This window comes from Candidatus Rhodoluna planktonica (genome assembly GCF_001854225.1).
Taxonomy (GTDB): domain Bacteria; phylum Actinomycetota; class Actinomycetes; order Actinomycetales; family Microbacteriaceae; genus Rhodoluna; species Rhodoluna planktonica.
The window spans coordinates 376,892-399,346 of record NZ_CP015208.1 but is presented as its reverse complement, the minus strand read 5'-3'; the positions used below and the strand labels follow the sequence as shown (position 1 = coordinate 399,346).

The 22,455-nt window shown below is 51.8% G+C and carries 26 protein-coding genes and 1 tRNA gene; 11 read left to right on the top strand and 16 right to left on the bottom strand.

Going from position 1 to position 22,455, the window contains the following annotated elements; all coding sequences use genetic code 11:
• Positions 1 to 36 precede the first annotated feature (36 nt).
• The 3 genes from A4Z71_RS01995 (at position 37) to fbaA (ending at position 3,457) form a co-directional block, all read left to right on the top strand.
• A complete protein-coding gene (locus A4Z71_RS01995; RefSeq protein WP_070954303.1) occupies positions 37 to 1,221 on the top strand; it encodes a DNA recombination protein RmuC in 1,185 nt (394 codons plus the stop codon).
• A 135-nt stretch (positions 1,222 to 1,356) separates the two neighbouring features.
• A complete protein-coding gene (locus A4Z71_RS01990) occupies positions 1,357 to 2,379 on the top strand; it encodes a 1-phosphofructokinase family hexose kinase (RefSeq protein WP_070954302.1) in 1,023 nt (340 codons plus the stop codon).
• A 52-nt stretch (positions 2,380 to 2,431) separates the two neighbouring features.
• Positions 2,432 to 3,457, top strand: a complete 1,026-nt coding sequence (gene fbaA, locus A4Z71_RS01985) for a class II fructose-bisphosphate aldolase (RefSeq protein ID WP_070955202.1) — start codon at positions 2,432 to 2,434, stop codon at positions 3,455 to 3,457.
• Between the two features lie 92 nt (positions 3,458 to 3,549).
• Here the strand turns inward: fbaA and A4Z71_RS01980 are convergent, their stop codons facing one another.
• The 4 genes from A4Z71_RS01980 to A4Z71_RS01965 form a co-directional block, all read right to left on the bottom strand.
• Positions 3,550 to 4,302: an amino acid ABC transporter ATP-binding protein gene (locus A4Z71_RS01980; protein ID WP_070954301.1), complete on the bottom strand. Its 753-nt coding sequence runs from the start codon at positions 4,300 to 4,302 to the stop codon at positions 3,550 to 3,552.
• Positions 4,299 to 4,970, bottom strand: a complete 672-nt coding sequence (locus tag A4Z71_RS01975) for an amino acid ABC transporter permease (protein ID WP_070954300.1) — start codon at positions 4,968 to 4,970, stop codon at positions 4,299 to 4,301. The genes A4Z71_RS01980 and A4Z71_RS01975 overlap by 4 nt, the downstream gene beginning before the upstream one ends.
• Before the next feature lie 41 nt (positions 4,971 to 5,011).
• On the bottom strand, positions 5,012 to 5,773 hold the full coding sequence (locus tag A4Z71_RS01970) for a transporter substrate-binding domain-containing protein (protein ID WP_070954299.1): 762 nt from the start codon (positions 5,771 to 5,773) through the stop codon (positions 5,012 to 5,014).
• A gap of 120 nt (positions 5,774 to 5,893) precedes the next feature.
• A complete protein-coding gene (locus A4Z71_RS01965) occupies positions 5,894 to 6,916 on the bottom strand; it encodes a 4-hydroxy-3-methylbut-2-enyl diphosphate reductase (protein ID WP_070954298.1) in 1,023 nt (340 codons plus the stop codon).
• 54 nt (positions 6,917 to 6,970) lie between these two features.
• Here A4Z71_RS01965 and xseA point away from each other — a divergent pair, with 54 nt between their 5' ends.
• Genes xseA through A4Z71_RS01940 form a run of 5 tightly spaced genes read left to right on the top strand, consistent with a single transcriptional unit; the run spans position 6,971 to position 11,048 of the window.
• Positions 6,971 to 8,188 carry an exodeoxyribonuclease VII large subunit gene (gene xseA, locus A4Z71_RS01960; protein ID WP_236858548.1) on the top strand — a complete coding sequence of 406 codons (1,218 nt, stop codon included), beginning with the start codon at positions 6,971 to 6,973 and terminating at the stop codon, positions 8,186 to 8,188.
• Positions 8,189 to 8,229: 41 nt separating this feature from the next.
• Positions 8,230 to 8,460, top strand: coding sequence for an exodeoxyribonuclease VII small subunit (locus A4Z71_RS01955; RefSeq protein WP_070954297.1), 231 nt, complete (start codon positions 8,230 to 8,232; stop codon positions 8,458 to 8,460).
• Positions 8,461 to 9,015: a DUF4245 family protein gene (locus A4Z71_RS01950; protein WP_070954296.1), complete on the top strand. Its 555-nt coding sequence runs from the start codon at positions 8,461 to 8,463 to the stop codon at positions 9,013 to 9,015.
• On the top strand, positions 9,008 to 9,634 hold the full coding sequence (locus A4Z71_RS01945; RefSeq protein ID WP_335582246.1) for a carbonic anhydrase: 627 nt from the start codon (positions 9,008 to 9,010) through the stop codon (positions 9,632 to 9,634). Before A4Z71_RS01950 ends, A4Z71_RS01945 begins: the two co-directional genes overlap by 8 nt.
• A 52-nt stretch (positions 9,635 to 9,686) precedes the next feature.
• Entirely contained in the window at positions 9,687 to 11,048 is a 1,362-nt protein-coding gene (locus tag A4Z71_RS01940; RefSeq protein ID WP_070955200.1) for a class II fumarate hydratase, read from the top strand.
• Here A4Z71_RS01940 and A4Z71_RS01935 read toward each other — a convergent pair.
• From A4Z71_RS01935 to A4Z71_RS01925, 3 genes are all read right to left on the bottom strand, one after another.
• Entirely contained in the window at positions 10,987 to 11,490 is a 504-nt protein-coding gene (locus A4Z71_RS01935) for a prepilin peptidase (RefSeq protein WP_070954294.1), read from the bottom strand. The genes A4Z71_RS01940 and A4Z71_RS01935 overlap by 62 nt on opposite strands.
• A gap of 51 nt (positions 11,491 to 11,541) precedes the next feature.
• Entirely contained in the window at positions 11,542 to 12,879 is a 1,338-nt protein-coding gene (locus A4Z71_RS01930; RefSeq protein ID WP_084028381.1) for a PhoH family protein, read from the bottom strand.
• A gap of 100 nt (positions 12,880 to 12,979) precedes the next feature.
• Positions 12,980 to 13,741 (bottom strand): isoprenyl transferase, encoded by a 762-nt coding sequence (locus A4Z71_RS01925; RefSeq protein ID WP_070954293.1) that lies wholly within the window; start codon positions 13,739 to 13,741, stop codon positions 12,980 to 12,982.
• Positions 13,742 to 13,819: 78 nt separating this feature from the next.
• On the opposite strand from A4Z71_RS01925, the gene trhA reads away from it, so the two are divergent.
• On the top strand, positions 13,820 to 14,503 hold the full coding sequence (gene trhA, locus A4Z71_RS01920) for a PAQR family membrane homeostasis protein TrhA (protein WP_070955198.1): 684 nt from the start codon (positions 13,820 to 13,822) through the stop codon (positions 14,501 to 14,503).
• 6 nt (positions 14,504 to 14,509) lie between these two features.
• On the opposite strand, the gene A4Z71_RS01915 is transcribed toward trhA, so the two are convergent.
• Positions 14,510 to 14,839 carry a hypothetical protein gene (locus A4Z71_RS01915; protein WP_070954292.1) on the bottom strand — a complete coding sequence of 110 codons (330 nt, stop codon included), beginning with the start codon at positions 14,837 to 14,839 and terminating at the stop codon, positions 14,510 to 14,512.
• Between the two features lie 25 nt (positions 14,840 to 14,864).
• On the opposite strand from A4Z71_RS01915, the gene A4Z71_RS01910 reads away from it, so the two are divergent.
• Positions 14,865 to 15,266: a DUF4307 domain-containing protein gene (locus A4Z71_RS01910; RefSeq protein WP_070954291.1), complete on the top strand. Its 402-nt coding sequence runs from the start codon at positions 14,865 to 14,867 to the stop codon at positions 15,264 to 15,266.
• Between the two features lie 12 nt (positions 15,267 to 15,278).
• Positions 15,279 to 15,764 (top strand): transcription elongation factor GreA, encoded by a 486-nt coding sequence (gene greA / locus A4Z71_RS01905; RefSeq protein ID WP_070954290.1) that lies wholly within the window; start codon positions 15,279 to 15,281, stop codon positions 15,762 to 15,764.
• Between the two features lie 21 nt (positions 15,765 to 15,785).
• Here greA and ilvA read toward each other — a convergent pair whose 3' ends face one another.
• The 8 genes from ilvA to eno all read right to left on the bottom strand — a co-directional run bounded on the left by ilvA (position 15,786) and on the right by eno (position 22,450).
• Positions 15,786 to 17,018, bottom strand: a complete 1,233-nt coding sequence (gene ilvA / locus A4Z71_RS01900) for a threonine ammonia-lyase (RefSeq protein ID WP_070954289.1) — start codon at positions 17,016 to 17,018, stop codon at positions 15,786 to 15,788.
• A gap of 27 nt (positions 17,019 to 17,045) precedes the next feature.
• Entirely contained in the window at positions 17,046 to 17,942 is an 897-nt protein-coding gene (locus A4Z71_RS01895; RefSeq protein ID WP_070954288.1) for a M48 family metalloprotease, read from the bottom strand.
• 21 nt (positions 17,943 to 17,963) lie between these two features.
• The gene (locus A4Z71_RS01890) at positions 17,964 to 18,533 is read right to left on the bottom strand and encodes a LemA family protein (protein WP_070954287.1); all 570 of its coding nucleotides are present in this window, start codon (positions 18,531 to 18,533) and stop codon (positions 17,964 to 17,966) included.
• Between the two features lie 82 nt (positions 18,534 to 18,615).
• Positions 18,616 to 18,688: transfer RNA gene (locus A4Z71_RS01885), tRNA-Leu, on the bottom strand.
• Between the two features lie 60 nt (positions 18,689 to 18,748).
• Positions 18,749 to 20,068 carry an NAD(P)/FAD-dependent oxidoreductase gene (locus tag A4Z71_RS01880; RefSeq protein WP_070955197.1) on the bottom strand — a complete coding sequence of 440 codons (1,320 nt, stop codon included), beginning with the start codon at positions 20,066 to 20,068 and terminating at the stop codon, positions 18,749 to 18,751.
• 67 nt (positions 20,069 to 20,135) lie between these two features.
• Positions 20,136 to 20,648, bottom strand: a complete 513-nt coding sequence (locus tag A4Z71_RS01875) for a DUF501 domain-containing protein (RefSeq protein WP_070954286.1) — start codon at positions 20,646 to 20,648, stop codon at positions 20,136 to 20,138.
• A 1-nt stretch (position 20,649) separates the two neighbouring features.
• Positions 20,650 to 21,150, bottom strand: a complete 501-nt coding sequence (locus A4Z71_RS01870) for an FtsB family cell division protein (RefSeq protein ID WP_070954285.1) — start codon at positions 21,148 to 21,150, stop codon at positions 20,650 to 20,652.
• A gap of 13 nt (positions 21,151 to 21,163) precedes the next feature.
• Positions 21,164 to 22,450: a phosphopyruvate hydratase gene (gene eno / locus A4Z71_RS01865; RefSeq protein ID WP_070954284.1), complete on the bottom strand. Its 1,287-nt coding sequence runs from the start codon at positions 22,448 to 22,450 to the stop codon at positions 21,164 to 21,166.
• Between the last annotated feature and the right edge of the window lie 5 nt (positions 22,451 to 22,455).

The window sequence follows — 22,455 nt, the reverse complement described above, 5'->3', positions numbered from 1 at the left end:
CTCTTTTTGTCGGTTGCCAGTGCGATACTCATCATCATGGATGCGATTTTCTGGGGTCTCGGTGGCCTTCTAATTGGCTTGGTTGTCGGCTTCCTTGCAGCGAAAGCCAAGGCTCCGGGCAACAATCAGGCCGCCATCGATTTGGCTGCGGCAAATGCCACCATTGGTGGTCTCGAAGCTCAACTGTCACAACTGCGCCAAGAGAAGCTTGAGCGCGACGAACGCGATCGCGAAGAAAACCGTTTGTTGCAAGCTCTGGCTCCGGTAAGAAGCAACCTCGAGCAAATGCAGCAGACCGTTGCACGCCTAGAAAAAGATCGAGTTGAGCAGTTTGGCACAATTCAGCAGCAACTCAAGGCAGCAGTCGACAGCGATGAAGCCCTGCGTCGGCAAACCCAAGCACTTGCCCAGGCGCTGTCATCCAACAGTCTTCGCGGGGTTTGGGGCGAGACTCAGCTTCGCAAACTAATCGAACTGGCTGGCCTCATCAAGCACGCCGACTTCACCGAGCAAGTCACATTTGCCACCGACTCAGGCACCGGAAGAGCAGACCTGGTCATTAATTTGCCCGGTAACAAGTCGCTTGCCATCGATTCAAAAGTGCCTTTCAATTCTTACCAAGAGGCAGCGGCAATCTCTGAATTGGGCAGCCCCGAAGAACTGGCTCGACGACAAAAGTTGCTAGAAGAGCACGTCAAAGCCGTGAAGTCACACATCGATGCACTCTCAGGCAAGGCCTACTGGAGCGGCTTATCCAGCTCCCCCGATTTTGTTATCGCCTTTGTCCCTAGCGAATCGCTACTATCGGCAGCCCTCGATGCCGACCCAACTCTGCTCGAATATGCCTTCAAGAAAAATGTTGCGCTGGCTTCTCCGGTCAGCCTGTTTTCTGTTCTGAAAACGGTCAACTATATCTGGCGGCAAAATGCCGATGAGTCTTCGGTCAAGAACATGATCAAACTGGGCAAAGAACTTTACGAGCGAGTGGTAAAAGTCGCTGAGCATGCCGACAAGTTGGGCCGTTCTATTACCGCCACGGTGAAGGACTACAACGTTTTTGTTTCTAGCCTCGAGTCGCGAATGTTAGTGACGGCGCGCAAACTTAATGACCTTGATGAAACGGAGTTGGCCACCGAAGAAATTGTTGCCCCCAAAGAAATTGAAACTTCACCAAATCAATTGACCGCAAGCGAACTTACCGAAAACACTAAAGAGGCTTAAAGTCATCGCGTTTTAGACCGAACCTAAAACAAAGCCTGGGGTTTGTTTCGCTATACTTCGAATAGCGCTCGACAATGAAGTTGCCAGCCCGAATTACTAAAAACAATCGGATCAAGACCTCATTAGGAGTACTTCATGTCGACAATCCCACTTTCTCCTGTAGTCACACTCACACCGGCACCCACTCTAGATCGCACCTACTACGTGCACGATCTCATTGAAGGTGGAGTAAACCGTGCCGATGATGTTGCCGAAGAATTGGCAGGCAAAGGCATCAACGTTTCAAAAGGTTTGAACCTGGCCGGAATCGCTGCCCCCGGCGTTGTTCCTATTGGAAATGCCGATCCATCGGTGCTCGACCGCACCGGTCACTCAAAAACTTTGGTCCCATTGTGGGTTGCCGGCACTCTGCGAGTATCAACCACCATCGTGATCAAAGATGGCCCAACCACAAAGGTAAACGAGGCCCCTCGTCCGCTTTCGGCTGAAGACTGGCAGCAGATTATTGATCTGACCGAGAAAACCGTTCGTGAGGCTCAAGCAAAATGGTTGGTTATTGCCGGTGCCTTGCCAATTGACAACTCAACCGGCAAGTTTGTCGATTTGCAGCCAATTTTTGACCGAATGAAAAGCCTCGGGGTTCGAGTTGCACTAGACACCTCGGGCGAACCACTGAGCTACTGGGCACACAAGGGCGCTGCCAGCGTGATGAAGCCAAACGCTGAAGAGTTAGCCTCTGCGGTAGGTAGAGACCTCAGAACCTACGGCGATGTCATCGACGCGGCCAGAGAACTAATTAGCTCAGGAGTAGAGTGTGTGCTTGCCTCGCTCGGAGCCGACGGCATGATTGCGGTTACCAAAAACAACTCTTGGCACGCAAAGACCCCGCCGATCAAGGTAATCAATACGGTTGGCGCCGGAGACTCAACCCTGGCTGGCTTTTTGTCGGCGGTTGCGGCAACCACGAACGGCCCAACCGAGGCAAACAACTTTGACGGTTTCGACGTTCCTGCCGGAGTGAAAATGGCGGTGCAGTGGGGAGCCGTAAAGGTGCAGCAGCCAAAGAGTGGCCTTCAGAACCTTGATGGAATGCCGGAAGCGACTGTTGTTGCGAATCCTGAGCGCTCAACCCAACTCAAAGAAATCGCCCTAGCCTAAGACGTAAAATTTAACTGGGATGCACAAAGCTCCCACCAGCGAAGGAGCAAAAATGCCTGTTGCATCACCAGACCAGTACTTAGAAATGCTTGATCGCGCTAAAAGTGGGGGCTTTGCCTATCCGGCAATTAACGTTTCTAGTTCCCAAACGTTGAATGCGGCGCTGGCTGGCTTGCAAGCAGCTGGCTCAGACGGCATTATTCAGGTCACCACCGGAGGTGGCGATTACTGGTCAGGCCCAACAGTGAAGAACATGGCAAGCGGTGCTGCAGCGATGGCTGTCTTCGCTCGTGAGGTGGCAAAAAACTATGGAATTACCATCGCGCTACACACCGACCACTGTGCCAAAGATCAGTTAGACAAATTTGTTCGCCCACTGATTGCCATTTCTCAAGATCGAGTCAAATCAGGTCTCGACCCGCTATTCAACTCGCACATGTGGGATGGTTCGGCAGTGCCAATGGGCGAAAACCTTGAAATTGCCAAAGAAATGTTGAAACTAACCAAGGGCATCGGCGCTGTACTCGAAATCGAAGTTGGTGTAGTTGGCGGCGAAGAAGATGGCGTTGAAGGTGGCATGGGTGAACACCTCTACACCACCCCTGCTGACGGCCTGGCAACTGCTGAGGCACTGGGCCTTGGTGAAAACGGTCGCTACATGGTCGCTCTAACCTTTGGCAACGTACACGGAGTTTACAAGCCAGGTAACGTCAAGCTGCGCCCTGAACTGCTTGGCGAGATCCAAGCTGCTGTAGGTGCAAAATATGGCAAAGACAAGCCATTTGACTTGGTTTTCCACGGCGGCTCGGGTTCAACTCCAGAAGAAATCGCTGAAGCAGTTCGTCACGGCGTTATCAAGATGAATATCGACACCGATTTGCAATACGCCTTCACCCGACCAATTGCCGACCACATGTTCAAAAACTACGATGGCGTGCTCAAAGTTGACGGCGAAGTCGGAAACAAGAAAGCCTATGACCCACGCGCTTGGGGAAAGAGTGCTGAAGCTGGAATGTCGGCTCGCGTTGTTGAGGCTGCTCAAGAGCTTGGCTCAGCCGGCAAATCTATGTCGCTGTAAAGAATTAGGAGTTATGTTCGGCTGGTTTCAGCCGACCATTTTTCTTGCGAGGTGCAGCCTAAACCTAATGCGCAGTTTTACCTAGGTAAAAACTAGTTGTCACCGAGGATGCGCTTCAAGAATTCTTTCGTTCTAAGTTCTTTTGGATTCTGCAAAACCTCGGCAGCGGTTCCCCGCTCGACAATGCGACCACCGTCAATAAACAGCACTTGGTCGGCCACATCTCGAGCAAATCGCATTTCATGCGTAACCACTACCATGGTCCAACCCTGATTGGCCAGCTTGCGCATTGCTTCAAGCACTTCGCCCACCAGCTCTGGATCAAGAGCGGACGTAGGCTCATCAAAAAGCAAAACGTCAGGCTTTAGAGCCAGAGCCCTGGCGATTCCAACTCTTTGCTGCTGCCCGCCAGATAGCTCGTGCGGATAAGCGTTTTCTTTAGCTTCGATCCCCACCAGCTTTAGAAGCTCGCGTGCCTCTGCCACAACTTCTTCGCGGGGACGCTTTTGAGCCCGAATTGGCCCTTCAATAATGTTCTGCAAAACATTCAGGTTGCCAAAAAGGTTGTTCCCTTGGAAAACCATTCCGCTGTGACCGCGCAACTCAACAATCTCTTTTTTGGTCAACTTTTTTGAGTAATCAACGACGAAGTCGCGAATTTGAACCGTGCCAGATTCGGGTTGCTCTAGCGCATTCAACGATCGCAGAATTGTAGTTTTTCCAGACCCGGATGACCCGATGATTACGGTAACCGAGCCTTCTCTAACATCGAAGTCAATCCCGGAAAACACCTGATTTTCACCGAATTTTTTGGCCAAGCCTCGAACCGAAATAAGGTTTGTCATCTGGCCACCTTACGGTCAAGTTTTTTCTCAAGTCGGCTCTGGGCAAATGCCAAAATTTGGCTCAAAACCCAGTAGTAAACGCCGGCAACCGCATACATGGTGAAGAATTCGAAGGTTGGAGCTGCGATCTCTTGGGCTACTCTGAACAGTTCGGTGACCAAAACAACAGATGCCAAGGATGTGTCTTTAACCAGAGAAATCAGAGTGTTTGATAGCGGTGGAATTGCCACTCTAGCCGCCTGCGGAAGGATGATTCGAACCAGAGTTTGGGTATGAGTCAGGCCAACCGTGCTGGCTGCCTCCCACTGCCCTTTCGGTATCGAAAGAATTGCGGCACGAATCGTCTCTGCAGCATAGCCACCGACGTTCATAGAAAAGGCGATAATCGCGCTTGGCCAAGGGTCAAGAACGATACCGAATGCCGGCAACCCGTAAAAAATCATGAAGAGCTGCAAAAGCAGCGGTGTTCCTCGAATAATCGAGATGAAAAACTGCGCGATCCAGCGAAGCAAAAAGAAATTGGAGAGGCGGGCCAAAGCCATGAAAATTGCGATACCCAGTCCGAGGACAAAACTTGCTGCCGTGAGCGGGATGGTGCCGGTCAGCAACGCCTCGGTTAGCGGCCAAAGCGAGTCACCGATTAAAAGCCAAGAGGACGATGATTCCATGGATCCACCGTCCTCTTGTCGACTTAAGTATTGAGAAAAGTCTACTTACTGACATCCTTGCCGAAGTACTTCACGCCAATCTTCTTGATGGTGCCATCCTTCTTCAAAGCAAGCAGTGCCTTGTTGAATTTGGCAACGTATCCGCTGTTCTTGCGGAATGCAAAGCCCTGCAGGCTTGGCTCGCCAAAGTATGCAGCAATCTTGACGTTTGCGTCACGGTTGTTCTTGATGTAGTCAAGGGCCCAGAGGCTGTCGTTGATGATGATGTCAACTTTCTTCTGGGTCAACAAAGCGAAACGGCTGGCGTTGTCTTCCACAACCTCAACTGTTGCACCGTATTTGCGAGCCTCATCAGCAAAAGAGCTTGTGGCCGAACCGGCTGCGATAAGACCCTTGATGTCTTCAATCTTGGTTACGCGAGTGTCATCCTTGCGGGTGATTACTACGTAGCGAGAAGAGGTGTAAGGAAGTGACAGGTCATACAGAGCCTTGCGGTCGGCGCGGATGGTTACCTGGTTGGCGATAGCATCCCAGCGCTTAGCCTTCAAGCCGGCGAAAATACCATCCCACTGTGAAGCAACCCACTTGACCTTGTAGCCAGCCTTTTTGGCAACAGCCTCGGCAACCTCAATGTCATAACCGCGGAACTTAGAGCCGACCTTGTAGGCAAACGGAGGGTAAGCACTCTCGGCAGCGATTTTGATTTCTTTTGGTGCAGCCTGGGCTGGCAGCGCAGCGGCGGTTCCGCCAAGTAGAGCCAGAATTGTCGCAGATGCGATTCCGGCCTTCAGAAATTTAGACATGGTTTTCCTTCAGTTGAAAGTATGTGTTTCAAAGCGTAAGCGGTGATTTTTAGACCACAAAACTTGGTTACGCAATGTGACAATTCGCAACTGCGCTGAACTATTCCGTAGCAGACGAAATTAGTTGCGCTTTTGCTTGTTGCTGGTGTCTTCGCCGGCAGCTTTGAGCTCTTTGCGAAGCTCTTTTGGCAGAGAGAACTGAACATCCTCTTCAGCAGTAAGCACGGTTTCGACATCGCCGTAGCCGCGGTTGGCCAGGTACTCGAGCACCTCATCGACTAGTTCTTCTGGCACCGATGCGCCAGACGAAACTCCAACGGTGCTGACATCAGCAAACCAGGCATCTTGAATCTCGGATGCAAAATCGACACGGTAGGCGGCTTTTGCCCCCGCCTCTAGAGCTACTTCAACCAAGCGCACGGTGTTTGATGAGTTTGCCGACCCAACCACAATTACCAGGTCAGACGAAGCACCAACTTTCTTGATGGCGACCTGTCGGTTTTGAGTTGCGTAGCAGATGTCATCAGAGGGTGGGTTCTGCAGGGTTGGATACTTCTCGCGAAGTTTCAATACGGTCTGCATGGTTTCGTCTACCGAAAGCGTGGTCTGTGAAAGCCAAACTACCTTTTTTGGGTCGCGAATTTTGGCTGTCGCAATTGACTCGGCTCCGTCGATGAGTTGCACATGGTCTGGTGCTTCGCCAGCGGTGCCCTCAACTTCCTCGTGACCCTCGTGGCCGATAAGCAGAATGTCGTAGTCTTCATTGGCGAAACGCTGAACTTCTCGGTGCACCTTGGTGACAAGCGGGCAGGTTGCATCAATGGTGTTTAGATTTCGCGCTTGTGCGGCCGCAACAACTGCCGGTGAAACTCCGTGGGCTGAAAAAACTAACACCGAACCCTCGGGCACAACGTCTACCTCATCGACAAAAATAGCTCCGCGTTTTTCGAGCGAGGTGACTACATGTTTGTTGTGAACGATTTCTTTGCGAACGTATACCGGCGCACCGTAGTGATCGAGGGCCTTTTCAACGGCAATTACGGCTCGATCAACCCCTGCGCAATATCCGCGCGGCGAGGCCAACAGAACCTTTTTGGCAGTCGGATTTGGCAGCGCGGTTTGGGTATTGTTGTTTGCAGTCACCCCTCAATGATAAGCGGGTTATTTTGATGGATTGTGGTGACTGTTTGGAGGATCGTGATTGACGACATCGTCTCCGGTGAATCCAAGGTAAGTAGCGAACTTTCACCGTGGCCCGTATCTAGGCTTTCGCTCACACTCAAAGAGTGGATTGAGCGTCTGGGAGTTCTCTGGATCGAAGGTGAGCTTTCGCAAATCAAATTCGGCCCAACAAACATGTTCGGCGAAATCCGTGACCTGCAGCAAGAGAACAGTGTCTCAATTCACGCTTGGAGCCTCGGAAAGATCCCGGTCGACCTGAAGCAGGGTGACCGTGTTGTTGCTCTGATCAAGCCAGCTTTTTGGCCCAAAGGTGGCAAGCTCACCATGCAGGTTTTGGAGATGCGCAAGGTCGGTTTGGGCGAACTCCTAGAACGCATCGAAAGACTGAGAGCGACCCTCGCTGCCGAAGGCCTCACTGACCCGAGCAAAAAGAAACCACTGCCGTTTTTGCCGAGTTGCATCGGACTCATCACCGGTAAAGACTCTGATGCCGAAAAAGATGTGTTGAAAAACGCGAAGCTCCGCTGGCCAAATGTTGAATTCAAAGTTGTCAACACGCTGGTGCAGGGCGATAAAGCTGCGCCCGAGATAATCTCGGCGATGAAACAACTGGATCAAGACCCTGAGGTAGACGTAATCATCGTGGCGCGTGGCGGCGGCTCTTTTCTCGATCTGGTGGTTTTCAGCGATGAAGAACTGGTCAGAACTGCAGCCAAAATCCAGACCCCGCTCGTCTCGGCAATCGGACATGAAAATGACCGCCCTGTTCTAGATGATGTTGCCGATTTGCGGGCATCCACCCCTACCGATGCGGCTAAACGAGTGGTTCCAGACGTAACTGAGCAGCGCGCCATGTTGTCACAGTTGACCCATCGAGCGTTCTTGAGGATTGCAACTGCGGTGCAGAATCAGAGCGAATTGATTTCTCAATTGCGAAGTCGGCCACTCATGGCAAATCCTTATGGATTTATCGAAAAACTCGATGAGGAGACCGAGCGCGAAATTATTCGATTGAGAAACAGATTCAGTCAACTGTTGGATGTTTCTGCACTCGAATTAAGCCACCTCAAAGCTCAGGTTCGATCGTTGTCTCCGCAGTCAACGCTAGAACGCGGTTACGCGGTGCTTCTAGATTCCGGGGGGCACGTAGTCACAAATCCAACAAAGGTAACCAAAGGAAGCAAACTGACGGCAAAACTGGCCAAGGGCGAGCTGCCCCTGACTGCTGATTAGAACGCGGGGTCGGCTGAAAAGCGACTTAAAATAGGAGAGAAATGGCGAGCGAAAAGAAATCATCAAACTCGGACATCGAAGCGATGTCTTACGAGCAAGCTCGCGACGAACTGGTCAAGGTTGTGACCGAACTCGAACAGGGTTCTGTGCCGCTAGAGGCTTCGCTACAACTCTGGGAGCGCGGTGAAGCGTTGGCAAGTCACTGTGAAACCTGGCTTTCCGGTGCCCGAAAAAAGCTTGATGCTGCACTTTTGAAAAAGCAGGGCGAGTAATTGAGCGATTCAGCAGCTAAGCACCGCGCCAAGCAGACGGTCAACAATTTGCTTCTTTCGCTGTTGGCGACATCCGGGTTGGTTTTGGTTTTGGTGCTGATCGTGCCTCGAGATGACAGCTCGCGCCACCAGCCGGTTGATTTTGCGTCGGTGGCATCAAGCACCGAAGCGGCCACTTCAAACAATGTTTTTACCCCCACCCTGCCCGATGAGTGGTGGGCTAACGCTGCACGCTGGTCGCCCGGCACTGACGGCGTCGACACCTGGTACCTGGGCTTAGTCGGTGGGCAGAATCAGTTTGTTTCGGTGAAACAGGCCTTCAATTACAACGCAACCTGGTTGGCTCTCGAAACGGCAGGTTACCTGCCAGACACCGCCAGCAGCGACAGCAACCCGAAGTGGTTAAAACTGACCAAACTCGAGGATGTCAAAGGCGACCCAACAATCTGGGTTTACGAACTTCCCAATCAGGTTTTCATTCTGAAAGGCACCGCGACCGCGTCGGAATTTAGCACCTTCGCTAACCAAATTGAAAACGAGTTTGGTAGTGACTGAACTAAAACGCCCGGAAACCCCAGCCGATGCCTGGGCAGCGATGCAAGCGGGAAATCGTCGCTTTGTAACTGGAGCACCGGCTCATCCGCGTCAAGACATTGATCGTCGCAGTGATCTTGCAACCGGACAGAAACCTTTTGCAGCTTTGTTCGGATGTGCCGACTCTCGTTTATCAGCGGAAATTATTTTTGATGTTGGCCTTGGTGATCTTTTCGTGGTCAGAAATGCCGGCCAGGTAATTGCCGAAACTATTTTGGGCTCGCTCGAATATTCGGTAGAAGTACTGGGCGTTCCTCTGATTTTGATTTTGGGCCACGACGAATGCGGAGCGATTAGAGCGACTATGGACTCCAGCTTGGGATTACTGAAAACGAATGGCGAATTCATTCAAAATCTGGTCGATAGAATCCAACCGACCGTTACGGCTGCCAATCAAGCTGGAAAATTCGAAATTGACGACGTCACCGAATTACACATTCAAGACACCATAAATGAACTTCTCACCCGAAGCCGACTAATTTCCGATGCGGTAAAAGCCGGGAAATTGGCCGTAGTGGGAGCAAACTATCGACTAGCACTCGGTGAAATTCATCCGATTTTAGAGGTCGGCAACGTTTAGCCGCCTCAAACTGAAAGGCAAACAAGTGGAATACCGTATCGAACACGACACCATGGGCGAAGTAAAGGTCCCAATCAACGCCCTGTACCGAGCACAAACTCAACGTGCTGTTGAGAACTTTCCAATCTCGGGAACCACTCTGGAACGGGAGCACATCGCTGCTCTAGCCAGAATCAAGAAAGCGGCTGCGCTGGCAAATCAAAAATTAGGTGTTCTCAGTGCCGAGATCGCTACTGCAATTGCCTCAGCAGCCGATCTTGTGATTTTAGGACAACACGACGACCAGTTCCCGGTTGACATTTTCCAGACCGGAAGCGGCACATCCTCGAACATGAACATGAATGAGGTGCTTGCCACGCTAGCCACCAACTCTTTGGGTTCGAATGTTCACCCCAACGATCACGTGAACGCATCGCAGTCTTCAAACGATGTTTTCCCAACCTCAGTTCACGTTGCCGTTACGGCTGCGCTGATCAATGATCTGCTGCCAGCTCTTGACTACCTGGCTAAAGCACTCGAAGAAAAGCGTGATTTGTGGAAATCAGTGGTTAAGGCCGGACGCACTCACCTGATGGATGCCACCCCAGTCACCCTGGGTCAGGAATTCGGTGGTTACGCTGCCCAAATTCGCTACGCCATCGAACGAGTCGAAAGCACTATTGGCCGAGTGGCTGAGGTTCCTTTGGGCGGCACAGCTGTCGGCACCGGAATCAACACCCCCAAAGGTTTCCCTCAAGAAGTGATTCGTATTTTGGCTGAGGAAACCGGCCTTCCGGTGACCGAGGCGCGCGACCACTTTGAGGCCCAGGGCGCACGAGACGCACTGGTCGAAGCCTCAGGCGCGCTGAGAGTGCTGGCTGTCAGCCTAACCAAAATCAATAACGACCTTCGTTGGATGGGCTCAGGTCCGAACGCCGGAATCGCCGAGCTACACATCCCAGATTTGCAGCCAGGCTCGTCAATCATGCCGGGCAAGGTTAACCCTGTTGTTCCCGAAGCGGTCATGATGGTTTGCGCGCGAGTAATTGGCAACGACGCAACCACCGCATGGGCCGGTGCCAGCGGAAACTTCGAATTGAATGTGGCTATCCCGGTCATGGGAAATGCCCTGCTCGAGTCAATTCGCCTGTTATCGAACTCGATGCGTTTGCTCGCTGACAAGACGGTAGCCGGCCTTGAAGCCAACGAACAGCGCGCTCGCGCCTTGGCCGAGTCAAGCCCGTCAATTGTTACCCCTTTGAACAAATTCATCGGCTACGAGGCTGCCGCCAAGATCGCCAAGCACTCGGTGGCTAAGCAAATCACCGTGCGTGAGGCCACCATCGAACTTGGTTATGTTGACGGCGAGAAGCTCACCATGGAGCAGCTAGATAAGGCACTTGATGTGCTGTCAATGACCAGCCCTGGACTATAACCAAAGCCAGTAATAAAAATGGGCCGAGCGCAATGCTCTGGCCCATTTTTATTGCCCCGCTAAAAAATTTGGTCAAGATATAAAAAGCCGCAAGTGTCATCGCGATAGCGATTACCCAGATAATCACCATGGTTGATTGCCAGCCAAAAGCTAGCGAAATTGCAGCCAGTAATTTGACATCGCCCATACCCAAGGACGCGAATCGGTTGGCTATCAAACCAAAAACGAAAGTTGCTACGGACAGAAGCAGCGCTTGCAGCACAAGAGCCATAGCAAAGCCCTGGGTCAACGCTGCTAGAAAACCTAAACCGGTGACAGCAAAACTAGGCAGGACTAATTTGTTTGGCAAGCGATGACTTTGCCAGTCGATAACTGCTAGCGGCACAGCAACTAGAGCTAGATAGCAGGCGCCTAACCAGTGCCACTCAAAGAAAAACTGCATGGCATGAGACTAGGTCTTTGGGTTTGTGCGCGCTGAAGTTACTAACAGGCGCTATTGATCTAGTAGGTCGGTTACCAAGGCAGCAATGGCACTGCGCTCGCTTCGGGTCAGAGTTACGTGAGCGAAGAGCTCGTGCCCCTTCAGACTCTCGACAACGGCTGCAATACCATCGTGTCTGCCGACTCGAAGGTTGTCTCGCTGAGCCACATCGTGGGTCAACACTACTTTTGCGTTTTGACCGATTCGCGAAAGCACGGTGAGCAGCACATTTCGTTCCAGCGACTGAGCTTCGTCGACTATCACGAACGCGTCGTGCAGCGACCGTCCTCGGATGTGCGTCAACGGCAAAATCTCGATAATCCCTCGATCGACAATGTGCTCGATTACTTCCTTGGAAACCAAAGCACCGAGGGTGTCGAAAACCGCCTGCCCCCAAGGGTTCATCTTTTCGTTTTCGCTACCGGGCAGATAACCCAGCTCTTGCCCACCAACTGCAAAGATTGGTCGGAAAACAATAATTTTCTTGTGCTGGCGGCGCTCGAGCACTGCTTCAAGGGCCGCGCACAGTGCCATCGCAGATTTACCGGTACCGGCACGACCACCAAGCGACACAATACCGACCTCTGGATCTAGCAGCAGATCAATAGCCAACCGCTGCTCGGCTGATCTGCCATGCACACCAAATACATCACGATCACCGCGAACAAGTTTTATCTTGCTGCCTTTTTCAACTCTAGCCAGCGCGTGACCGCGCTCTGAACTGATGATGAGTCCCGTGTTAACGGGTAAGTTTGCTGCGGCCGGGTGCTTGATAATTTCAGTGTCGTAAAGGTCAGATATTTCTTCTGAACTGAGCGCTATTTCCTCAATTCCCGTCCATCCAGAGTCGGCGACCTGATCGTTTCGGTATTCTTCTGCGCTCATGCCAAGGGCAGATGCTTTAACTCGCATCGGCAAGTCTTTAGAAACCACGGTTACGTTGGCACCCTCAGAGGCCAAGTTGAAGGCACAGGCCAGGATGCGGCTGTCGTTGTCACCGAGCTGAAAGCCAGTAGGTAACACTGACTGGTCAATGTGGTTCAGCTCTACTCGCAGGGTTCCACCTTCGCCAACCTGCATTGGAAAATCTAAGCGCTCGTGTCTTTCTCGTAGGTCGTCCAGTATTCGAAGTGCTGTTCGGGCATAGTAGCCAATTTCAGGATCGTGTCTTTTCTTTTCCAATTCGTTTATGACGATGATTGGAATGACAACCTCTTGCTCTTTGAACTTGAAGATTGCCTTTGGATCTGAAAGCAGTACTGAGGTATCGAGAATGTAGGTTCTTGTAGCCTGAGCTTTTTCAGTTTTCAAACTAACTGTCTTGGATGTTGCCACCGGTGATTTCCCCATCAAAGTTCCCCTGCTTCAGCTTGATGGCAGATTACGCCCGCTAAATTGCGAAACCTGATTTAGACACGCCCGTGGGTTCGGATTGTTGCTTTTAGTTAACCTAACCGCCGAAACGGCGGTGGCGTGACGCGTAGACGCGAAGAGCACGCAGAAAATCGACCTTACGAAAATCTGGCCACAGCGCCTCTTCAAAATAGAGCTCAGAGTTGGTGCTCTGCCAAAGTAAAAATCCAGATAGCCGCTGTTCTCCAGAAGTTCGAATAATCAAGTCTGGGTCTGGTTGACCTCCGGTATACAAATGCTCGGTGATTGTCTCTTCACTGAGCTCTTGCGCAATTTGCTCGATACTTCTGCCGGCGGCTAATTCACGCTGCAGGATCGACCTAAAGGCATCCGCAATTTCACGCCGACCACCATAACCAACCGCTAAATTCACGGTTGGTCCAGATACATCCTGAGTCTGAGATTCTGCTAACTCAAGAGCGGTTCGCAAATCTAGTGGCAATGCTTCCCGATCGCCAACCAGTCTCAGTTTCCAACGATTTTGCAGGGCCAAGTTTTCTGCGACCGCTGCAATAATTTTCAACAGCGCGTTTAATTCGGCACTGTCTCGCTTAACTAAATTGTCGGTCGAAAGCATGTACAGGGTGACAAAACCAATTCCGATTTCGTCGCACCAGTTCAGAAACTCTTGTATTTTTTGAGCACCAGCGGCGTGTCCGTGGCTAGCCTTGGCCCCAGGCCTACGTTCTGCCCAGCGACGATTTCCATCTAACATCACGGCAACGTGGCGAGGAAGCTCACTTGGGTTGAGCTCACTTTCGAGTTTTCGCTCGTAGATGCGATAAATCAGACTAGACACTTGATAAGGCTACTTGATGCCAAGACGGCGACGTATCCTTGAAGAATGAACGCAGAAAATCAGCCGCTTCCAGGTCACATGCCGATTACTCCCGGATATCGGGAGCCAGAATCTAAACCTACTTGGCGCGGTTGGATCCACACCGGAGTTCTACCAGTTGTAATAGCCGGTGGCATTGTGCTCGTGGCACTGGCTGAAGGTTGGGTCGCCAAGGTTTCTGCAGCAGTCTTTTTCGCGACCTCGTTTCTTCTTTTTGGAAATTCGGCTCTGTATCACCGCTTCAATTGGAAACCGAGAGCAAAACTAACCCTGAAGCGCATCGATCACGCAAACATTTTTTTGCTTATTGCCGGCAGTTACACCCCAATTACCATGCTGGCTCTGCGACAAGATTTGGCCACAATATTGATGATCATCATCTGGGCTACAGCGGTTCTCGGCATAGGTTTCCGAATCTTTTGGATTTCGGCACCGCGCTGGCTGTATGTGCCAATTTATGTTGCGATGGGCTGGGCAGCAATTGCCTTTATCGGAGACTTTTTTGCCGCAAACACACCAATGATGATTTTGATTTTGGTTGGTGGCCTCTGCTACACAATCGGCGCAGTAGTTTACGGACTAAAGAAACCTAATCCGTTTCCCGGCCACTTCGGTTTTCACGAGATTTTCCACTCACTGACTGTGGTTGCATTCCTGTGTCACTGGACCGCTGCCTTACTTATTTGTTTGGCACCGGCAGCCGGAAGTTTTGGAAACCCCTAATTTGAACTAGTCGCGTTTTGGCTTAGCCGGCGGCGCAGGTCGGCTCGGCTTAGCCGGCGAAGCGGGTCGGCTCGGCTTTGCTGGCGCCGCTGGCTTTTTGACTTTAGCCGGTGCTGAAATTTCAGCTTCAGCTGCCAACTTGGCTTCAATTTCGGCTCGGTAACGAAGCCTGCGAACTCGCCTGACCAGATCAAAAATTATGAGTACTGCTCCAGCGGTGACTCCGAAGGTTGCGATAAAGCCAACCACTCCAGGGCTGTAAAAAGTCGATGCGGGATCGACTTCAGGTGATGGGCTCGGGGTGACAGCAAGAATCTGACTTAGCAAGTAACTCATGAAATAAGTATCTATCCTTTAAGAGATGACTTTGAACAATGACCTGCTTGCCGAACGATATGGCAAGTCACAAAAAACACAGAAGCGCGAACGCCGATTCTGGGTAGTTGTCGTCGCGTTCACTGTTTTGGCATTTCTATCGTGGGCCGCGGTTGTGACTGTCAATGATGCAGTCGCCGTCAAATCAAAAGATCTTGCCTTTGAGGTTCTTGACGAGACCCAAACTCGGGTCAGGTTTGAGGTAACCCGGCCAAACTCTCAGGCGGCGGTGTGCTACATCCAAGTTCTAAATCAAGGTTTTGCGGTAGTCGGCTATAAAGAATTTGTAATTCCCGCTGGCGACGAGAAAACCAGCCAGCACGAAATCATTGTCAACACCACCGAATTAGGTGTTTCCGGTCTAGTTGATAGCTGTCGAGACAAATAAACTAGAGAAATTATGTCTGAACACCAACCCACTTGGCTGACTCAAGAAGCCTACGATCGCCTATCGAGCGAACTCGAATATTTGCTGACCGTTGCGCGCAACGACATCGCCAAACGCATTCAAGAGGCTCGTGAAGAGGGCGACCTGAAAGAAAACGGCGGTTACCACGCCGCTAAAGAAGAGCAGGGCAAGATCGAGGCTCGAATCAATCGCCTCGAAGAGATTTTGGCTAACTCGGTTGTCGGTGAGACTCGCGAATCGCACGGAGTTGTCGAACAGGGCATGGTGGTAAAACTTACCCTGAATGGCTCTGAGCTCGAGTTTTTGCTAGGCAGTGCCGAGATAGCAGAGGGCAGCGAGATTGAGGTTTACTCACCTGACAGCCCAATTGGTCAAGCGATCATGGGCGCCAAGATCGGTGAGACTGTAAGGTTCTTTGCCCCGAACGGCAAAGAGCGCGAAATCGAGATTTTAGAGGTTAGAAACTTCACCGGCTAGGGCCAAAATTTTAGTCTTTGACTACTTTTTTACCTTGAGTCCAGCTGCATTGAGGGCCTCAAAAACTCTCTGACGATGTTCGTGCCCCATGGTCTCAACCGACATCTGCAACTCAACCTCAGAAATGTCTAGACCCTTACCGTGTCGGGTGTGCAATACCTCAACCACGTTTCCGTGGGCCTTAGCAATCGCATCCGCTGTTTTTACTAGCTGACCTGGTCGGTCTGGAAGCATCACGGTTACTGTCGTGTATCGCTCGGCAGCTTCTAATCCGTGACCGATTACCTTTTGCAGAAGTAGCGGATCAATGTTTCCGCCGCTAAGCACGGCCACGGTTGTGCCTCGAGGCTTAACTTTTCCAGTCATCAGTGCCGCAACAGCAACCGCTCCGGCGGGCTCAACGACCAGCTTGCTGCGCTCTAGCAAAGCAACAATAGCCGTGGCAATCTGATTGTCGTTTACAGTCACTACCTTGTCTAGGTGCTTGGCAATTAGCGCAAAAGGAATTGCACCCGGCTTTGAAACCGCGATACCGTCGGCAATTGTCGGGGAGGTGTGAATTTGAGTTGGGGTTCCTTTTTTGAGTGAGGGCACATAAGAAGCCGCATTTTCACTCTGAACTCCGATAACTTGAATCTTTCTGCCTTGCTTGGCGGCAGCCAACTTGGCCGCAACGGCCACCCCAGCAGCAAGACCTCCGCCACCGATAGCGACCAAAATTGTCTTTACATCCGGCACCTGTTGAACAACTTCGAGACCGACAGTGCCCTGACCGGCGATCACATCGAGGTGATCGTAAGGCGGGATGAAAATTGCGCCTTTTTTAGCCGCATACTCTTGAGCCGCTTTTAGCGTCTCGGCAAAGACTGCACCCTCAAGAACAACCTGAGCTCCATAATTTTGAGTGGCTTGAAATTTTGGCAGCGAAGCTCCAACCGGCATAAAGATAGTTGCCTTGATACCGAGTTTTTTAGCCGCCAAAGCAACACCCTGAGCATGGTTTCCAGCAGAAGCCGCAACCACTCCCTTTTTGCGTTCGGCAGCCGTCAGCTTGCTCATTCGGTTGTAGGCACCACGAAGTTTGTAGGCGCCGGTGCGCTGCAGGTTTTCAGCCTTTAGAAAAATCTCTTGGCCGGTTAGTGCTGACAGATAGTGACTGTGCAATACCGGAGTTTCAATGGCCACAGCGCGCACGTTTTGGAGCGCTTGCTCAAAAACCTCGAGCGTGGGTGATTCAACGTTTGGCTTGGTCATAAAATCCAAGTCTACTGAAAAGCCGCTTTAGAACTTGCCACCGATTTTTTGTAGCCGAGCAATTCGCTCAGGAATTGGCGGGTGGGTTGAAAAGAGCCTCTCGACCATACCGGGCTTGATTGGGTCGTTAATGTACATATGCGCCATCGACGAGCTTGCTCGGCGCATAGGCTTGCCGTACTGGCCCAACTTAGCTAAGGCTCTAGCCAACCCGTCGGGGTAACGAGTTGTTTTAGCGCCGGTGGCATCCGCCAAATATTCACGTTGTCTCGAAACCGCCGCAGAGACTAGCGGGCCAATTAGCCAAGCAACAATGCTGGCGACGATGCCGATAATTATCAGGGCGGCGCCTAATCCACCATCGTTTGAATTGCGACGGTCGCTGCTGTGCCCCGAGAAAAAGGCGGCACGAAGCGCCATGTCAGCCAAAATTCCAACCGCGCTGACCAGGCCAAAAACGATGGTCGAAACTCGAATGTCGTAATTTTTAACGTGACCTAGTTCGTGCGCCATCACACCTTCTAGCTCTTGATCATCCATGATTGCAAGCAGGCCCGTGGTAGCAGCTACCACGGCGTGTTTCGGATCGCGGCCGGTGGCAAAAGCATTCGGCGCAGGATCTGGAATGATGTAGACCTTTGGCATCGGCATGCCATCGGCAATCGCCAAATTTTCAACGATGCGCCACAGACGCGGGTTGTCTGCTTTCTCGATGGGCACGGCACCACTCATTGCGATGGCAATCGAACTAGCCATGTAGTACTGAAAAAGCGCGTACAGCGCGATAAAACCGATGATGAACCAGGACGACGAACCATTGCCCGTTGCCTCGCCCCACCAGTAGGCCAAAGCACCCAGCAAAATAACAAAACCGGCAACAATCAGGACGGTGTTTCTCTTGTTTGCGGCAATAGCCGAATACATGTCTGACTAAACCTGTCTTGCTTAGAACTTAACGGTTGGTGGTTCTTGAATGGCCGCCAAATCAGCAACCTCAAAGAACTCGCGCTCTTTGAATCCAAGCCCGCGCACAAAAAGTGTCTGCGGAAATTGCTTGATCTTGATGTTTAGTTCGCTCACTCCACCGTTGTAAAAACGACGAGAAGCCATGATTTTGTCTTCGGTGTCGGTCAGTTCTTGCTGAAGCGACAAAAAGTTTTGGCTAGCCTGAAGTTGCGGATAGGCCTCGGCAACCGCGAATAGGCTTTTCATCGCAGTGTGGAAACCATCTTCAGCAGCACCGGCAGCAGCTGGGTGCGCCAGGGTTTCCGGAGAAATAGTGGCTGCTCGAGCTTTTGTGACGGCATCGAAAACTTCGCGCTCGTGTGACGCATAGCCCTTAACGGTTTCAATCAGGTTTGGAATCAGGTCAGCGCGTCTTTTCAGCTGAACAGTGATGTCGCTCCAGGCTTCGTCAACTCTTACGTTGAGACGAACCAACCCGTTGTAGGTTGACCAAAGATAAATGCCGATTAGCGCTATTGCGGCGATGACGATAATTAGGGTGATGTCCATGTCTAAATGGTAAACCCTGATTTATCACTGTCCGTCAGTTTGCAGCCAACGCTCAGCAAAGAAACTTCTAAATTCGAGATTGTGCTCCATGTCGGACTCGAACCGACACTGTGACGATTTTAAGTCGTCTGCCTCTGCCATTGGGCTAATGGAGCGAGTCTGCTAAGACTCAATGAAAAAGGGCACCGGTCGGGCGCCCTTTTTCAAACTTTGAGTTACTTCTTCGGACGCGAAGCGTATGTTTCAAATGCTAATCGAGGGTTCTTTGTAGCCTCGATTGAAACGATGTCGCGACGCAATACGAAGTTTGCGACCCAGCCGCCGAAGACACGCAACTTGCGCTCCCACATTGGCATGGCTAGACCGTGGTAACCGCGGTGCATGAACCAAGCGATTAGGCCCTTGATTGCCAACTTCTTGTACTGGAATACGCCTACGCCGATACCTAGACCGGCTACGGCACCCATGTTCTCGTGGTAGTAATCTTTGATTCCTTCGCCACGAAGTGCAGCAACTAGGTTCTTTGCCATTAGTTTGCCTTGGCGAACTGCGTGCTGTGCGTTTGGTACACAGAAACCACCAACGCCACCTCCAGAAAGATCTGGGACAGCTGAAACGTCACCGGCAGTCCAGGCACCTTCGACGATGTTTTCACCGTCGACTACGCGAAGGCTAGGGTGTGCTGTGATTCGACCGCGCTCATCTAGTGGCAAGTCGGTGTTTCGAACGAATGGGTTAGCCATCACACCAGCAGTCCAAACGATGACATCAGACTCGAAAGACTCACCGGTTGAAAGCTCGATTTTGCCTTTGGTCGCAGACTGCAACTGAGTGTTTAGGTGCACTTTAGCGCCGCGCTGGTCAAGGTTTTTCAAAACCCACTGGCTGGTCTCTAGCGAAACCTCTGGCATGATTCGACCCATAGCCTCGATGAGGTGGAAGTGGGTGTCTTCGAAAGTGATGTTCGGGTAGTAGCGCAGCAAGTAGCTGACCAAAGAGCGCATTTCAGCGAACACTTCGATGCCTGCGAAACCGCCACCAACGACAACGAAGGTCAGTAGACGCTGACGTGCCGGACCTTCAGGAAGGTTGGCTGCCTTGTCTAGATTGGTGAGGATGCGGTTGCGGATTTCAACTGCTTCTTCAATGGTCTTCAAACCAATTGCCTCATCGGCAACACCCGGGATTGGGAATGTGCGAGAAACAGCACCTGCGGTCACGACAACGTGATCGTACTTCTGCTTGTAAGGCTTCAGGCCAGGAACCTCGATGGTTGCTGTCTTTTTCTTGTGGTCAATATTGGTGACCTTGCCGGTGACAACATTGGTCGACTTTAGGTGGCGACGGTGAGAGGTGACAACGTGTCGTGCCTCAATCGAACCGGCTACAACTTCTGGCAAAAACGGCTGGTAGGTGAGGTAAGGCAGCGGGTCAACCATGGTGACCTCGGCCTCATTTTTACCTAGGTATTTTTCGAGTTTGAAGGCAGTGTAGAAACCGGCGTAACCGCCACCGACAATAAGAATCTTTGGCACATCAGTGCCCTTGGTGTTAGAAGGCATTGTTCTAATCTACACCCTTGCCAGGCTATCTGTAGGCGGTTCAGTCTGATGGGCAAGCACATTTGGCCGGGCTCCAACTGCAAGCCTCCAGTGCTAGATCACCAATCGGGTTAACTCCCGGTCCGGCGGCCAAAGCGTGACCAATTAGTGCGTGCAAGCACTTGACTCGGGTTGGCATTCCGCCAGCTGAGATACCGGCAATTTCAGGGACAGATAATCCCAGTTTTGCTTCTGTTTGGTCTCGATCTGCGATGTACGCAAGGTGCGCTTTTTGATAGGCGTTGGCAATTTTTTCATCAGTCGCTAAAAGCTCCTGCAGTTCTGCCATGAACCCAGATGCTTCTAGGCCAGAAATTGCTGCCGTCGCGGCTTTGTGAGTTAGGTAGTAGGTGGTCGGAAAAGGAGTTCCGTCACCCAGGCGAGGTGCTGTGTGTACCACAGTTGGCCGGCCGCATACGCATCGTGCGGCAATAGCTACGATGTCTCGAGCCGGACGTCCAAGTTGTCTAGAGACCTCGGCGACATCCGCTTCGGTTGCTTCAGTTAGTGGCACTTTACTTCTCGCTTGTTTCTTCGGCTGGCTGCTCGATACCAGCTCGGATGACGGTTTCGAGCAACGCATCTACCCAGTTATCTCGGGTCTGAGTAATGTCCGCTGAAATTTCAGCATTGTTTTTCTGCTCTGCTAGCAAGGCCCCAACAGTGCCAGAGACATCCGAGGTATCAACGCCATCCGCATCCATGACCAAAAATGACACCTCGCCCGGCATAACGTAGTAGAGCCGATCGCGAGCCTGAGATTTGATATAGGCGGGGTCTTCCCAACGCTTGCGTTCAACCTGCATCTGGGCCACTTCGTTTTTCGCAGCCTCTAGGGCAGCACGAGCTTCAGCAATAGCCTGGCGTTGTTCAAACCAAGTTTGGACACGAGGCGCCAGCGTCATCACGCCAATCACTACCATCGCTAGAACGGTTAGGGTTACCGAGTTAAAACGAAAACCCCGCAAAATCGCGGCGACCTGAGCCGGGTTTGATTGTGCGGGGCGTTTCGTCATCTAAAACTTACTGCTAAGCCTTGAATCTCGGGAATGCTGTGCGACCAGCATAGAAAGCAGCATCGTTGAGTTCTTCTTCGATACGAAGCAACTGGTTGTATTTCGCAACACGCTCTGATCGGGCAGGTGCACCAGTCTTGATCTGACCGGCGTTGGTAGCGACTGCAAGATCGGCGATGAAGGTGTCTTCGGTCTCGCCAGAGCGGTGAGAAATAATTGCCTTCATACCTTCGCGCTGCGCTAGTGAAACTGCATCCAAAGTTTCGGTCAAGGTACCAATCTGGTTTACCTTAACCAGGATGGCGTTACCTGCTTTTTCATCAATACCCTTTTGCAAACGAGAAGGGTTGGTCACGTATAGGTCATCGCCAACCAACTGAACCTTGTTGCCAAGCTCAGCGGTGATTTTTGTCCAGCCAGCCCAGTCGTCTTCAGCTAGTGGGTCTTCGATTGAAACCAGCGGATAGCGGGCCACCAAATCGGCGTAGTAGGCGATCATCTCGTCGCTGCTGCGCTCTTGCCCCTCGAAAGTGTACTTTTTGGTTTCTTCCGAGTAGAACTCGGTTGATGCTACGTCGAGAGCCAGGGCAATCTGGGTGCCCAACTGGTAGCCGGCTTTAGCAATGGCCTCGGCAATTAGGTCTAGAGCAGCAGCGTTGGTTGGCAGCTCAGGTGCAAAACCACCCTCGTCACCCAAACCAGTTGCCAGCCCCTTAGAAGCCAATAGGCCCTTCAGCGAGTGGTAAACCTCAACGCCCCAGCGAATTGCCTCGCTGAACGATTCGGCGCCTAGTGGCACAATCATGAATTCTTGGATGTCGACACCGGTGTCGGCGTGTGCGCCGCCGTTGATGATGTTCATCAGTGGCACTGGAAGGGTGTAAGCGTTTGGACCACCAAGGTAGCGGTAAAGTGGCTGACCGGTGGATTCTGCTGCAGCTCGGGCGTTAGCCAACGAGACACCGAGAATTGCGTTAGCCCCAAGTTTTGATTTGTTTGCGGTTCCGTCTAGAGAAATCAACGCTGCATCGACCAGTCGCTGGTCTTGTGCGTCGAAACCGACAAGTGCCTCATCGATGTCTTCGACAACTGCCTTGACCGCATTTTGAACACCCTTGCCGAGGTAGCGGCCTTTGTCGCCATCGCGACTTTCGTGCGCCTCAAATGCACCGGTTGATGCACCTGAAGGAACTGCTGCGCGGCCAAAGCTGTCGTCCTCAAGTAGAACCTCAACCTCGATGGTCGGGTTTCCTCTCGAGTCAAGAATCTCGCGTGCGCCTACGGCTTCAATGATTGACAAAATTG

What these genes read in the sequence shown, in the direction of transcription:
- A4Z71_RS01980 (WP_070954301.1), bottom strand. Translation starts at nt 4,302, where the DNA reads ATGACAAACCTTATTTCGGTTCGAGGCTTGGCCAAAAAATTCGGTGAA.
- A4Z71_RS01915 (WP_070954292.1), bottom strand. Translation starts at nt 14,839, where the DNA reads ATGAGTTACTTGCTAAGTCAGATTCTTGCTGTCACCCCGAGCCCATCA.
- A4Z71_RS01870 (WP_070954285.1), bottom strand. Translation starts at nt 21,150, where the DNA reads ATGACGAAACGCCCCGCACAATCAAACCCGGCTCAGGTCGCCGCGATT.
- A4Z71_RS01970 (WP_070954299.1), bottom strand. Translation starts at nt 5,773, where the DNA reads ATGTCTAAATTTCTGAAGGCCGGAATCGCATCTGCGACAATTCTGGCT.
- fbaA (WP_070955202.1), top strand. Translation starts at nt 2,432, where the DNA reads ATGCCTGTTGCATCACCAGACCAGTACTTAGAAATGCTTGATCGCGCT.
- A4Z71_RS01990 (WP_070954302.1), top strand. Translation starts at nt 1,357, where the DNA reads ATGTCGACAATCCCACTTTCTCCTGTAGTCACACTCACACCGGCACCC.
- ilvA (WP_070954289.1), bottom strand. Translation starts at nt 17,018, where the DNA reads ATGACCAAGCCAAACGTTGAATCACCCACGCTCGAGGTTTTTGAGCAA.
- A4Z71_RS01995 (WP_070954303.1), top strand. Translation starts at nt 37, where the DNA reads ATGGATGCGATTTTCTGGGGTCTCGGTGGCCTTCTAATTGGCTTGGTT.
- A4Z71_RS01895 (WP_070954288.1), bottom strand. Translation starts at nt 17,942, where the DNA reads ATGTATTCGGCTATTGCCGCAAACAAGAGAAACACCGTCCTGATTGTT.
- A4Z71_RS01955 (WP_070954297.1), top strand. Translation starts at nt 8,230, where the DNA reads ATGGCGAGCGAAAAGAAATCATCAAACTCGGACATCGAAGCGATGTCT.
- A4Z71_RS01935 (WP_070954294.1), bottom strand. Translation starts at nt 11,490, where the DNA reads ATGCAGTTTTTCTTTGAGTGGCACTGGTTAGGCGCCTGCTATCTAGCT.
- A4Z71_RS01910 (WP_070954291.1), top strand. Translation starts at nt 14,865, where the DNA reads ATGACTTTGAACAATGACCTGCTTGCCGAACGATATGGCAAGTCACAA.
- A4Z71_RS01890 (WP_070954287.1), bottom strand. Translation starts at nt 18,533, where the DNA reads ATGGACATCACCCTAATTATCGTCATCGCCGCAATAGCGCTAATCGGC.
- greA (WP_070954290.1), top strand. Translation starts at nt 15,279, where the DNA reads ATGTCTGAACACCAACCCACTTGGCTGACTCAAGAAGCCTACGATCGC.
- trhA (WP_070955198.1), top strand. Translation starts at nt 13,820, where the DNA reads ATGCCGATTACTCCCGGATATCGGGAGCCAGAATCTAAACCTACTTGG.
- A4Z71_RS01940 (WP_070955200.1), top strand. Translation starts at nt 9,687, where the DNA reads ATGGGCGAAGTAAAGGTCCCAATCAACGCCCTGTACCGAGCACAAACT.
- A4Z71_RS01975 (WP_070954300.1), bottom strand. Translation starts at nt 4,970, where the DNA reads ATGGAATCATCGTCCTCTTGGCTTTTAATCGGTGACTCGCTTTGGCCG.
- A4Z71_RS01930 (WP_084028381.1), bottom strand. Translation starts at nt 12,879, where the DNA reads ATGGGGAAATCACCGGTGGCAACATCCAAGACAGTTAGTTTGAAAACT.